The organism is Streptomyces griseoluteus, from assembly GCF_004784465.1.
Lineage (GTDB): Bacteria > Actinomycetota > Actinomycetes > Streptomycetales > Streptomycetaceae > Streptomyces > Streptomyces griseoluteus.
On the sequence record NZ_SRRU01000001.1, the window covers coordinates 384821 to 397266 of the forward strand.

The window sequence follows — 12446 nt, forward strand, 5'->3', positions numbered from 1 at the left end:
CTACGCGCGTAGATGACAGAGCCCACAGGAATGCGATCGTTGTCATGCAGATTTCGACAAAGGATGGGCAAAACGGCTGCGCCACGTCTGACCGACGGTGCCGTCAGTGCCGTGCGAGCCCTCCCGGCGCTGTGAAAACTCCGCTCCCACCAGCCCGTATCGACGCGTGTGCCCCCGGCGCGCCCGCTTCCGGCCGGGTGCGGGACAATGGGGTACGTGACTCGGATCGTGATCATCGGTGGCGGACCCGGCGGATACGAGGCGGCGTTGACGGCCGCCCAGCTCGGCGCGGAGGTGACCGTCGTGGACTGCGACGGTCTGGGCGGGGCGTCGGTGCTGACCGACTGCGTGCCGTCGAAGACCCTCATCGCCACGGCCGAGGTGATGACCACCTTCGACTCCTCCTACGAGGAGCTGGGCATCATCGTCGCCGACGACACCCCGCACATCGAGCAGGCGGCCCGCGTGGTCGGCGTGGACCTCGGCAAGGTCAACCGCCGGGTGAAGCGGCTCGCGCTCGCCCAGTCCCACGACATCACCGCCTCCGTCACCCGCGCCGGTGCCCGTGTCATGCGCGGCCGGGGCCGCCTGGAGGGCATGCAGGCCCTCGACGGCTCCCGCAAGGTCGTCGTCACCGCCGCCGACGGCACCGAGGAGACCCTCACCGCCGACGCCGTGCTCATCGCCACCGGCGGTCACCCGCGCGAGCTGCCCGACGCCCAGCCGGACGGCGAGCGCATCCTGAACTGGACCCAGGTCTACGACCTCACCGAGCTGCCCGAAGAGCTGATCGTGGTCGGCTCCGGCGTCACCGGTGCCGAGTTCGCCGGTGCCTACCAGGCGCTCGGCTCCAAGGTCACCCTGGTCTCCTCGCGCGACCGCGTGCTGCCCGGGGAGGACCCGGACGCCGCCGCCGTGCTGGAGGACGTCTTCCGCCGCCGGGGCATGAACGTGATGGCCCGCTCCCGCGCCCAGTCCGCCAAGCGGGTCGGCGACCGGGTCGAGGTCACCCTCGCCGACGGCCGCGTGATCACCGGTACGCACTGTCTGATGGCGGTCGGCGCGATCCCGAACAGCGCGGGCCTGGGTCTGGAGGAGGCCGGGGTCAAGCTGCGCGACTCCGGGCACATCTGGACCGACAAGGTCTCCCGCACCAGCGCGCCCGGCGTGTACGCGGCCGGAGACGTGACCGGCGTCTTCGCGCTGGCCTCCGTCGCGGCGATGCAGGGCCGGATCGCGGTCTACCACTTCCTCGGCGGCGCGGTGGCCCCGCTCGACCTCAACACGGTCTCCTCCAACGTCTTCACCGACCCCGAGATCGCCACCGTCGGCTACAGCCAGGCGGACGTGGACGCGGGCAAGATCGACGCGCGGGTGGTGAAGCTGCCGCTGCTGCGCAACCCCCGCGCCAAGATGCAGGGCATCCGGGACGGCTTCGTCAAGATCTTCTGCCGGCCGGGCACCGGGATCGTGGTCGGCGGCGTGGTGGTCGCGCCGCGCGCCTCTGAACTCATCCACCCCATCTCGATCGCCGTCGACAACAATCTGACGGTCGAGCAGATCGCCAAGGCGTTCACGGTCTACCCGTCGCTGTCCGGCTCGATCGCCGAGGTGGCCCGGCAGTTGCAGACCCGCAAGGCGGGTGGCGCGGGCTGAGCGGCGGGGCCCGGGCGGCCCATGCGGGCGGCATAGTCGGCCGGTAGGTCCCTATATCACTTCCAGGGTCCGGTTGCGAACAACTTCTGCTATTCGGCGCAAACTGCTGAAAGCAGACGGTCGTTGGGGTTACTGTCAGTTTCGTGTTCGCTGCAGAACGTCGTCAACTGATCCTCGAAATGGTGCGAGCGAACGGGGCCGTGTCGCTCCGTGAACTCGCCCGCGTCGTCCAGACCTCCGAAGTGACCGTACGGCGGGACGTGCGCGCGCTGGAGGCAGAAGGACTCCTCGACCGCCGGCATGGCGGTGCGGTACTGCCGGGTGGATTCACGCGAGAATCCGGCTTTCCGCAGAAATCCCATCTCGCGACAGCGGAGAAGACGGCCATCGCCGACGTCGCCGCAGGGCTGGTCGAAGAGGGCGAGGCCATCGTGGTCGGCGCCGGTACGACCACCCAGGAGCTGGCCCGCAGACTGGCCCGGGTACCGGGCCTGACCGTGGTCACCAACTCCCTGCTGGTGGCGCAGGCGCTGGCCCATGCCAACCGGGTGGAGGTCGTCATGACCGGTGGCACCCTTAGGGGCTCCAACTACGCCCTGGTCGGCTCCGGCGCCGAGCAGTCCCTCCAGGGTCTGCGCGTCTCCAAGGCGTTCCTCTCCGGGAGCGGCCTGACCGCCGAGCGCGGGCTGTCCACGTCCAACATGCTGTCGGCCTCCGTGGACCGGGCCCTGGTCCAGGCCGCCTCCGAGGTGGTGGTCCTCGCCGACCACACCAAGCTGGGCACGGACACCATGTTCCGCACGGTGCCCACCGAGGCGATCACCCGCCTGGTCACCGACGAGCCCCCGGCCCACGACGACCGCGCCGCCACCGAGCTCCAGGCCCTGGCCGACCAGGGCGTGCAGATCACGGTGGCCGGAGCGGCCGGCGCCCCGGCCCCGGACCAGCCCCAGGCCCCCCGCGGCCAGCGCTCCTCCCAACTCCCCGGCCCCCGCCGGGGCCAGGTCCCCGGCTCCGCCCTCCGCGGAGTCCTCAGCGACCAGCCCACCGACCGCCCCCGAGTGGCCGACCTGCGCCGCAGGTAGCACCTCGACGGGGCGTCAGGGCCGGCGGGGTGCGCCGGCGCAGTAACGGGCCCCGGTCCCCGGGGAACCGTTCCTTCGGCCGGTGCTGCGCCGAGCGTGCCCTTCAGAGACGGCTGGGCAGAAGCCGACGCCCGGCGGACCATGTTCGGTCGCCGGGCGTCGGGTTGTGACGTCGGGTCAGTCCTTGATCTCGCAGATCGGGGCGCCCGAGGTGATGGAGGCGCCCACCTCGGCGAGGAGGCCCTTGACGGTGCCGGCTCGGTGGGCGTTGAGGGGCTGTTCCATCTTCATGGCCTCCAGGACGACGATGAGGTCGCCCTCCTGGACGGTCTGGCCCTCTTCGACGGCCACCTTGACGATGGTGCCCTGCATCGGGGAGGCGAGGGTGTCGCCGGAGGCCACGGGGCCGGACTTCTTGGCCGCGCGGCGCTTGGGCTTGGCGCCCGCCGCGAGGCCGGTACGGGCCAGGGACATGCCGAGCGACGAGGGGAGGGAGACCTCCAGGCGCTTGCCGCCGACCTCGACCACGACCGTCTCACGGCCCAGCTCCTCGTCCGCGTCCGCGTCGGCGGGTGCGGTGAAGGGCTTGATCTCGTTGACGAACTCGGTCTCGATCCAGCGGGTGTGGACCGTGAAGGGGTCCGCGGAGCCGGTCAGCTCCGGCGCGAAGGCCGCGTCCCGGACCACCACACGGTGGAACGGGATGGCCGTGGCCATGCCCTCGACCTGGAACTCGTCCAGCGCCCGCGCGGCGCGCTCCAGCGCCTCCTTGCGGGTGCGGCCGGTCACGACCAGCTTGGCCAGCAGGGAGTCCCACGCCGGGCCGATGACCGACCCGGCCTCCACGCCCGCGTCCAGCCGGACACCGGGGCCGGCCGGGGGGTCGAAGCGGGTGACGGTGCCGGGGGCGGGCAGGAAGCCCCGCCCCGGGTCCTCGCCGTTGATGCGGAACTCGAAGGAGTGCCCGCGCAGCTCGGGGTCGCCGTAGCCCAGCTCCTCGCCGTCGGCGATGCGGAACATCTCGCGGACCAGGTCGATCCCGGCGACCTCCTCGGTCACGGGGTGCTCGACCTGCAGGCGGGTGTTGACCTCCAGGAAGGAGATCGTGCCGTCCTGGCCGACCAGGAACTCACAGGTGCCGGCGCCCTCGTAGCCCGCCTCCTTGAGGATGGCCTTGGACGCCCGGTACAGCTCCTCGACCTGGGCCTCGGAGAGGAACGGCGCCGGGGCCTCCTCCACGAGCTTCTGGTGGCGGCGCTGGAGCGAGCAGTCACGGGTGGAGACGACGACCACGTTGCCGTGCTTGTCGGCCAGGCACTGGGTCTCCACGTGCCGGGGACGGTCGAGGTAGCGCTCCACGAAGCACTCGCCCCGGCCGAAGGCGGCGACCGCCTCGCGGACCGCCGAGTCGTACAGCTCCGGCACCTCTTCGAGGGTGCGGGCGACCTTCAGGCCACGACCGCCACCGCCGAAGGCGGCCTTGATCGCGATCGGCAGGCCGTGCTCCTTGGCGAAGGCCACGACCTCGTCCGCGCCCGAGACCGGGTCCGGCGTGCCGGCGACCAGCGGGGCACCCGCGCGCTGCGCGATGTGCCGGGCGGCGACCTTGTCACCGAGGTCCCGGATCGCCTGCGGCGGCGGGCCGATCCAGGTCAGACCCGCGTCCAGCACGGCCTGGGCGAACTCGGCGTTCTCCGAGAGGAAGCCGTAGCCGGGGTGGATCGCGTCCGCGCCGGACTCCCGCGCGGCGTTCAGGACCTTCCCGATGTCCAGGTAACTGGTGGCCGGAGTGTCACCGCCCAGGGCGAACGCCTCATCCGCGGCCCGGACGTGCAGAGCGTCCCGATCCGGGTCGGCGTACACGGCCACGCTCGCAATGCCTGCGTCCCGGCAGGCCCGCGCCACACGGACAGCGATTTCGCCACGGTTGGCGATGAGCACCTTGCGCACGATTGAGGCTCCCTCCTTGAAACAAGCCGAGTTTAGGGACAGCCGACACGGCACATCGACCCGTCCCCAATGGTGAGCTTGCCCACACGGAGCGTGATGCGTGGCCCGCTCGACCCGCGAAAGCCCTTGTCGCACCTCGGTACGCAGGACTCCACCGGAAAACCCTAGCCCCGCCATGTGGCCAAGGTCTCTGTGAGAGCGTGCTGCGGGCCACGCGGTTTCTTTGTGGAGTCCCTACGAATGGCCCAATGATTCTTTGCCGCCGGCCGAGGTCTTGTCCCCCGTCCTACCCGTTAGTAGCGTTCGCGCTGATCCGGCGTACTGCCGGTAACAGGCGATCCGCGCGGGGGCGGGGGCGAAGGTGGGGTGGGGCCGGTGGTGCGCAGACCGGTGGCATGGATCGTGACGGTCGTCCTGCTGGCCGAGGCGGTCGGCATCGCGGCGGTGAACTGGCTGCTCGGCGTCGTGGTGGACAACCAGCGGATGTCCCTGGCCGGCCTCGACCCCGATGTGATGGCGACGTCCTCGAAGGTGGGAGCCGTGGTCTTCGGGCTCTACTTCGCCTTCTGCGCCCTGGTGGCCCTGCTGGTCGCGGTGCGCGACCGCGCCCCGGCCGGCCTCGGCCGGGTCCTGCTGATCAGCGCCGCCGTGGTGCACGGCCTGCTGGGCGCGGTCGCGTGGGGCCTGGTGGGCCCGGGGGCGTTCGTGGCGATGATGGTGGTGCTCGCCCTGCTCGTGCTGCTGCTGGTGACGTACGACCGTCCGCGTGACACGGGGGCCCGTCCGGCCGGCGACACGCCCGGCGCGGGAGGCGCCCCGGAGGCCGCCCCGGAACCGAAGCCCACGTCCACCCCTACGGGTGACCCTCAGGACCGTACGGCCGACACGCCGAACATCACTCGGACGGCGCCCACAACTCCGTGATCCCGACACCCAGTTCGCGCAGCAGCTTGCGGACCAGGGGGAGGCTGATGCCGATCACGTTGCCGTGGTCGCCGTCGATGCCCTCGATGAAGGGCGCCGAGCGGCCGTCCAGGGTGAAGGCCCCGGCGACGTGGAGGGGCTCGCCGGAGGCGACGTAGCGGGCGACCTCCTCGTCCGTGGGCTCGCCGAAGCGGACCACGGTGGAGGCGGTCGCGGAGACGTACCGCTTGGCGGCGGTGTCCCAGACGCAGTGACCGGTCTGGAGGACCCCGGCGCGGCCGCGCATCGCCTTCCAGCGGGCGGTGGCCTCCTCGGCGTCGGCGGGCTTGCCGAGCGCCTGTCCGTCCAGCTCCAGCACCGAGTCGCAGCCGATCACCAGCGCGCCCTGCACCTCGGGCCGGGCCGCCACCACGGACGCCTTGGCCTCGGCGAGGGCGAGGGCCAGCTCGGCCGGGGTGGGGGCGGTGACGGCGTCCTCGTCGACTCCGCTGACGATCACCTCGGGTGCCAGCCCGGCCTGCCGCAGCAGACCCAGCCGGGCGGGGGACTGGGAGGCGAGAACAAGGCGGCGCCGCTGGTCTGTCATGCGATCAGCCTAGCGCCGGACCTCCCCTCACCTCAGCCCGATGACGATCATCGCCAGCACCATGGCCAGGGCCATGAAGAGGCCGAGCCGCCTGAGCTTCTCCTCCATGTGACGGAGTTCCTCGGGCGGCTCGTCCTCGGGGTCTGACCACAGCATGGCTCCAGCGTGGCGCGCGGCCCGGCCCGCGCGCCTGAGTACCCGTACTCAGGTTCCGGCTCAGCCCGGCCAGTAGGTCCGGGACCAGGCCACCGGCCCCGGCAGGGGCAGGCGCCGGGTGGCGATGCGCGCCGGGTCCGACCACGCGTCGCGCGGCCCCTCCGCGCCGGACGGCGGCTCGGCCGCGGCCACGGCGCGGGCGCGGACCACCGCCAGGGCGGCGGCCAGCTCCTCCGGGGTCGGGTTGCCTCGTACGACCTTGATGTTCATGACGGCTCCCGTCGGCGCTGTCCTACAGGGGGATGTTGCCGTGCTTCTTCGGAGGGAGGGATTCCCGCTTCGTACGGAGCTGACGCAGCCCCCGGACGATGTGCCCGCGGGTCTCCGACGGCATGACCACCGCGTCCACGTAGCCGCGCTCGGCCGCCACGTACGGGTTGAGCAGCGCGTCCTCGTACTCCTGGACCAGCCGCGCCCGCGTCTCCTCGCCCGTGCCGGCGGTCTCCGCCTCGGCGATGGTGCGGCGGTGCAGGATGTTGACCGCGCCCTGCGCGCCCATCACCGCGATCTGCGCGGTCGGCCAGGCCAGGTTGAGGTCCGCGCCCAGGTGCTTGGAGCCCATCACGTCGTACGCGCCGCCGAACGCCTTGCGGGTGATGACGGTGATCAGCGGGACGGTGGCCTCGGCGTAGGCGTAGATCAGCTTGGCGCCGCGCCGGATGATGCCGTCCAGCTCCTGGTCCACGCCGGGCAGGAAGCCGGGCACGTCCACGAAGGTCAGCACCGGGATGTTGAACGCGTCGCAGGTGCGCACGAACCGGGCGGCCTTCTCGGACGCCTTGATGTCGAGGCATCCCGCGAACTGCATCGGCTGGTTGGCGACCAGACCCACCGGGTGCCCCTCGACCCGGCCGAACCCGGTGAGGATGTTCGGCGCGAACAGGGCCTGCGTCTCGAAGAACTCCCCGTCGTCCAGGACGTGTTCGAGCACGGTGTGCATGTCGTACGGCTGGTTCGCGCTGTCCGGCACGAGGGTGTCCAGCTCGCGGTCCTCGTCGCTGAGCGCGAGGTCCGCCTCCTCCGGGTAGACCGGGGCCTCGCTGAGGTTGTTGGACGGCAGGTACGACAGCAGCTGCTTGACGTACTCGATCGCGTCCTTCTCGTCGCCCGCCATGTGGTGGGCCACGCCGGAGTTGGTGTTGTGGGTGCGGGCGCCGCCCAGCTCCTCGAAGCCGACGTCCTCACCGGTGACCGTCTTGATCACGTCGGGGCCGGTGATGAACATGTGCGAGGTCTGGTCGACCATCACCGTGAAGTCGGTGATCGCCGGGGAGTAGACCGCGCCGCCCGCGCACGGGCCGACGACCAGGCTGATCTGCGGGATCACCCCGGAGGCGTGGGTGTTGCGGCGGAAGATCTCGCCGTACGCGCCCAGCGAGGCGACACCCTCCTGGATGCGGGCGCCGCCGGAGTCGTTGATGCCGATGACCGGGCAGCCGGTCTTCAGCGCGAAGTCCATGACCTTGACGATCTTCTGGCCGTACACCTCGCCGAGGGCACCGCCGAAGACGGTGAAGTCCTGGGAGAACACGGCCACGGGGCGGCCGTCCACCGTGCCGTACCCGGTGACGACACCGTCGCCGTACGGGCGGTTCGACTCCAGGCCGAAATTGGTGGAACGGTGGCGGGCGAATTCGTCCAGCTCGACGAACGAGTCGTCGTCCAGGAGGAGTTCGATGCGTTCACGGGCCGTCAGTTTGCCCTTGGCGTGCTGCTTCTCCACCGCGCGTTCCGAGCCGGCGTGCGTCGCCTCGTGGATACGCCGCTGGAGATCCGCGAGCTTCCCGGCGGTCGTGTGGATGTCGGTGTCGTGACGCTCTTCCGGCTCGGACATCGGGATGCGGCTCCCTGCCTGCTCAAAAGGGGGGACGATTACTCATCCGTAGCGTAGTGCGGGGCCCGCCTCTCAGGAGTGCGGTCTTTCCCACACCTAGGGTTACTTGCATGACGCCGCACAATGCCTCAGGTCCCAGCCGCTGGTCCGACCTGGACCGTCCGCCGCTCAACGTGACCGCGCTGCGCCGCGGGCTCCTCCACGAGGGCGGCCTGTGGACCTCGGTCGACGTGGTCCAGCGCACCGGCTCCACCAACTCCGACCTCGTCGCCCGCGCGGCCTCCGGTGCGGCGGACGAGGGCGCGGTGCTGGTCGCGGAGGAGCAGACGGCCGGACGCGGGCGGCTGGACCGCCGCTGGACGGCTCCGCCGCGCTCGGGCCTGTTCTTCTCCGTCCTGCTGCGCCCCGCCGAGGTCCCCCTGGAGCGCTGGGGCTGGCTCCCACTGCTGACCGGCGTCGCCGTGGCCACCGGCCTGTCCCGCGCGGCCGGGGTCGACACGGCCCTGAAGTGGCCGAACGACCTGCTGGTCACCGTCGGCGGCGAGGAGCGCAAGGCGGGCGGCATCCTGGCCGAGCGCGCCGGCGAGGACGGCGTGGTGGTCGGCGTCGGCCTCAACGTCTCCCTGCGTGCCGACGAACTCCCCGTCCCGCAGGCGGGCTCGCTGGCGCTGGCCGACGCGGTGTCCACCGACCGCGACACCCTGCTCCGCTCGGTGCTGCGCTCCCTGGAGACCTGGTACGACCGCTGGCGCTCCGCCGGTGGCGACCCCGTCACCAGCACCCTCCAGGAGACCTACGCGGCCGGCTGCGCCACCCTCGGCCGTCAGGTCCGCGCGGAGCTGCCCGGCGACCGGGCGCTGGTGGGCGAGGCGGTCGCGATCGACGGCGACGGACGGCTGGTCATCGCCACGGCGGAGGGTGTGCGGGAGGCCGTGGGAGCGGGGGACATCGTGCATCTGCGCCCGGCGTAACGGGGGTGTCCGGCGATCGAACGGGCGTTCCAGGCCCCGGAAAGCGGGCAGAGGGGCGTGGGGACACCGGGCCGCGCCCCCGCCGTGCGCGGTGCGCGCCGGGCGGTGCTTCCGGGGGGTGAAGGGTGCGTCCGGTGGGAGGTCCCGGCGGAGTGAGCTGGCGCACACCTGCCGTAGAGTTGAGGCCGGTCGGTACCTGACCGCGGCAGATCGGAAGGGCAGCAGGCGTGAGCGTCGACGACACGGGCTCCGGCGCGGGCGCGGAGGGCCGGGTGGACCCCGATGCCCCCGATCCCGGCGACGACCCGCTCGCCCTCCGCCTCGAACAGCTCATCCTCGGCGCCGAGCGCCGCTACACCCCCTTCCAGGCCGCCCGCAGCGCCGGTGTCTCCATGGAGCTGGCGTCCCGTTTCTGGCGGGCGATGGGCTTCGCCGACATAGGCCAGGCGAAGGCGCTCACCGAGGCCGACGTGCTCGCCCTGCGGCGGCTGGCCGGTCTGGTCGAGGCGGGGCTGCTCAGCGAGGCCATGGCGGTGCAGGTGGCACGCTCCACCGGGCAGACCACCGCCCGGTTGGCCGAATGGCAGATCGATTCTTTCCTGGAGGGGCTGACCGAGCCCCCCGAGCCGGGCATGACCCGCACCGAGGTCACGTACCCGATCATCGAGCTGCTCCTGCCCGAGCTGGAGGAGTTCCTCGTCTACGTCTGGCGCCGCCAGCTCGCCGCGTCCGCCGGGCGGGTGGTGCAGAACGTGGACGACGCGGAGATGGTCGACCGGCGGCTCGCCGTCGCCTTCGCCGACCTCGTGGGCTTCACCCGGCTCACCCGGCGGATGGAGGAGGAGGAACTCGGCGAGCTGGTCGAGGCGTTCGAGACCACCGCCGCCGACCTGGTCGCCGCGCGCGGGGGCCGGCTCATCAAGACCCTGGGCGACGAGGTCCTCTACGTCGCCGACGACGCGGCCACCGCCGCGGACATCGCCCTCCGCCTGGTCGAGACGCTCTCCCACGACGAGACGATGCCCGAACTGCGGGTCGGCATGGCCTTCGGCACGGTCACCACGCGCATGGGCGACGTCTTCGGCACGACCGTGAACCTCGCCTCCCGGCTGACCTCGATCGCTCCCCGCGACGCCGTCCTCGTCGACAGCGCCTTCGCGGAGGAGCTCGTCCGCACGGGCGTCGCCCCCGCCTCCGAGGCGGAAGCGGCCGAGGCCGCCGCGGCGGCCGAGAAGGAGGGCGAGACCCCTCCCGACTACCGCTTCGCCCTCCAGCCCATGTGGCAGCGCTCGGTGCGTGGCCTGGGCATGGTCGAGCCGTGGCTGCTGGCGCGGCGCGACGAGACGGGCTGAGGGCTCCTACCGGAGTTCCAGACACACGCCGAGTACGGGCACACACAGGCCCTTGTGGTCCGGCGGAGGCGCTGAGGCGCTCGCTGTGGGTGTCGGTGTCGTCGGTGGTGTGGGCACCGGTGGGGTTGTGGCGGGGGCTTCGGGCGCGGTGGAGGTCTGCGGTACGACTGCTCGCGGCGTCTCGCTGGACCGCGCGGTGGGCGTAGCGCTCGCTTCGGCACGGGGGCTGCCGGGATCGCTGCCCGCACTGCTGAGTGTGGGCAGCGCGGACGCTGGGGCGGAGGCCGCGGCCTTCGAGGCCGACGGTACGGCGACGACGGTGGCGGGAACCCCGGCGGAGGGCTCGACAGTGGGCCTGGCCGGATGCCGTGGCTCGGCCTCGGCAGTGCCGGGCCCGGAATCGGGAGCGACCCGCACGAGACTCAGTACCGCCACCGCGAGGGCGGCCGCCAGCCCGAGAAGCAGCACGACTCGGGCCCGCCCCCGCCGGTGCCGGCCGTGGCGCAGGGCGACCAGGGCGCGCCGGGTCCACGAGGCCGGGGGCAGCGGCGGTTCCCCTGCGGAAGCGGCCAGAGCTGCGCCGCTCTGCTGCGGCTGGTCGCTTCCCTTGCCCCGCCCGGTCCTCGCGCTCACCGGCGCCTGCGCCCGGTCGCCGGCCCCGGCACCCTTCGTCCCCGTACCCGGCGCCTGCGGCTGACCGTCCCCCTTGTCCCGCCCGGCCTCGCCCGTCTGCGGTCGCCCCACCGCCGTCCGTACCCGGAAGGACACCCCCGGGTGCTTGGTCGGGTCGGTCGGGATGCGGGCCGCTGAGCTCAGGGGAACCGATTCCGCAGGGAAGGGCGGCGGAGGCTGGACTCTTCGTGGCACGGGCTCCGCTCCTTCCCGGTGTCTGCTGGGGGCGTCAGCCGAGGGGGACGTTAGGCCCTCGTGTGGGTGGTGGGGGTGGAGTCGGGAGGGGGGTCACCCGAACGGGTGGGGGCGGGGCTTTTCCGGGGAGCGGGTCTGCTGGGATGATCGGGGGCACAGTCAGTTAACCCGCGTTAACCGGGAGGGTGTCATGGGCGAGGAGCGGTACGGGGAGTTCGTGCTGGTGCGGAGGCACGGGCACGTGGCCGAGCTGGTGCTGGACCGGCCGAAGGCCATGAACGCCGTGTCGACGGAGATGGCCCGTTCGCTCGCGGCGGCCTGCACGGCACTCGGCACGGACCGGGACGCCCGCGTGGTCGTACTGACGTCCTCCAGTGAACGCGCGTTCTGTGTCGGTGCGGACCTGAAGGAGCGGAACTCGTTCACCGACGCGGACCTCCTCCGGCAGCGCCCCGTCGCGCGCGGGGCGTACACCGGTGTGCTGGAGCTGCCGGTGCCGGCCATCGCGGCGGTGCACGGCTTCGCACTGGGCGGCGGCTTCGAACTGGCGCTGGCGTGCGACCTGATCGTGGCGGACGAGACGGCCGTGGTGGGGCTGCCCGAGGTGTCCGTGGGCGTCATTCCCGGCGGCGGTGGTACGCAGTTGCTGCCGAGGCGTGTCGGCGCGGCCCGCGCGGCCGAACTGATCTTCACCGCGCGCCGGCTGGAGGCGCCGGAGGCGGCCGCCCTCGGTCTGGTCGACCAGCTCACCGGGGCGGGCCAGGACCGCGAGGAGGCGCTCGCGCTGGCCGCGAGGATCGCCAGGAACTCGCCGGTGGGCCTGCGCTCGGCCAAGCGGGCCCTGCGTCTGGGTCAGGGTCTGGACCTGCGAGCCGGTCTGGAGGTCGAGGACGCGGCCTGGCGGGCGACAGCCTTCTCCGGCGACCGCGCCGAGGGCGTCGCGGCCTTCAACGAGAAGCGCGCCCCCGAGTGGCCGGGCGAGTGACCCCGCGGTGACCACCTGAT

General features: G+C 72.4%; 11 protein-coding genes. 6 read left to right on the forward strand and 5 right to left on the reverse strand.

The window, feature by feature from the left end; translation table 11 throughout:
* Positions 1 to 207: 207 nt before the first annotated feature.
* The gene (locus tag E5082_RS01925) at positions 208 to 1656 is read left to right on the forward strand and encodes an NAD(P)H-quinone dehydrogenase (protein WP_135789548.1); all 1449 of its coding nucleotides are present in this window, start codon (positions 208 to 210) and stop codon (positions 1654 to 1656) included.
* Between the two features lie 179 nt (positions 1657 to 1835).
* A complete protein-coding gene (locus E5082_RS01930) occupies positions 1836 to 2741 on the forward strand; it encodes a DeoR/GlpR family DNA-binding transcription regulator (protein ID WP_229918905.1) in 906 nt (301 codons plus the stop codon).
* A 177-nt stretch (positions 2742 to 2918) separates the two neighbouring features.
* Here the strand turns inward: E5082_RS01930 and E5082_RS01935 are convergent, their stop codons facing one another.
* Complete coding sequence (locus E5082_RS01935; protein ID WP_135789550.1) at positions 2919 to 4691, reverse strand: acetyl/propionyl/methylcrotonyl-CoA carboxylase subunit alpha; 1773 nt, start codon at positions 4689 to 4691, stop codon at positions 2919 to 2921.
* Between the two features lie 366 nt (positions 4692 to 5057).
* Here E5082_RS01935 and E5082_RS01940 point away from each other — a divergent pair, with 366 nt between their 5' ends.
* Positions 5058 to 5615 carry a hypothetical protein gene (locus E5082_RS01940; protein WP_229918898.1) on the forward strand — a complete coding sequence of 186 codons (558 nt, stop codon included), beginning with the start codon at positions 5058 to 5060 and terminating at the stop codon, positions 5613 to 5615.
* Here E5082_RS01940 and E5082_RS01945 read toward each other — a convergent pair.
* Genes E5082_RS01945 through E5082_RS01955 form a run of 4 tightly spaced genes read right to left on the reverse strand, consistent with a single transcriptional unit; the run spans position 5587 to position 8251 of the window.
* Positions 5587 to 6201, reverse strand: a complete 615-nt coding sequence (locus E5082_RS01945) for a Maf family protein (RefSeq protein ID WP_086693450.1) — start codon at positions 6199 to 6201, stop codon at positions 5587 to 5589. The two genes, E5082_RS01940 and E5082_RS01945, sit on opposite strands and share 29 nt — an antisense overlap.
* Positions 6202 to 6228: 27 nt before the next feature.
* Positions 6229 to 6357, reverse strand: a complete 129-nt coding sequence (gene mmpB, locus E5082_RS33370) for a morphogenic membrane protein MmpB (protein ID WP_267881259.1) — start codon at positions 6355 to 6357, stop codon at positions 6229 to 6231.
* A gap of 60 nt (positions 6358 to 6417) precedes the next feature.
* Positions 6418 to 6627, reverse strand: a complete 210-nt coding sequence (locus E5082_RS01950) for an acyl-CoA carboxylase subunit epsilon (RefSeq protein WP_135789551.1) — start codon at positions 6625 to 6627, stop codon at positions 6418 to 6420.
* Positions 6628 to 6649: 22 nt separating this feature from the next.
* The gene (locus E5082_RS01955; protein ID WP_135789552.1) at positions 6650 to 8251 is read right to left on the reverse strand and encodes an acyl-CoA carboxylase subunit beta; all 1602 of its coding nucleotides are present in this window, start codon (positions 8249 to 8251) and stop codon (positions 6650 to 6652) included.
* Between the two features lie 110 nt (positions 8252 to 8361).
* On the opposite strand from E5082_RS01955, the gene E5082_RS01960 reads away from it, so the two are divergent.
* The 3 genes from E5082_RS01960 (at position 8362) to E5082_RS01970 (ending at position 12426) form a co-directional block, all read left to right on the forward strand.
* Positions 8362 to 9222 carry a biotin--[acetyl-CoA-carboxylase] ligase gene (locus E5082_RS01960; protein ID WP_135789553.1) on the forward strand — a complete coding sequence of 287 codons (861 nt, stop codon included), beginning with the start codon at positions 8362 to 8364 and terminating at the stop codon, positions 9220 to 9222.
* Positions 9223 to 9449: 227 nt separating this feature from the next.
* Positions 9450 to 10574 (forward strand): adenylate/guanylate cyclase domain-containing protein, encoded by a 1125-nt coding sequence (locus E5082_RS01965; RefSeq protein WP_135789554.1) that lies wholly within the window; start codon positions 9450 to 9452, stop codon positions 10572 to 10574.
* A gap of 1057 nt (positions 10575 to 11631) precedes the next feature.
* Positions 11632 to 12426 carry an enoyl-CoA hydratase/isomerase family protein gene (locus E5082_RS01970; RefSeq protein WP_135789555.1) on the forward strand — a complete coding sequence of 265 codons (795 nt, stop codon included), beginning with the start codon at positions 11632 to 11634 and terminating at the stop codon, positions 12424 to 12426.
* The last annotated feature ends 20 nt before the right edge of the window (positions 12427 to 12446 follow it).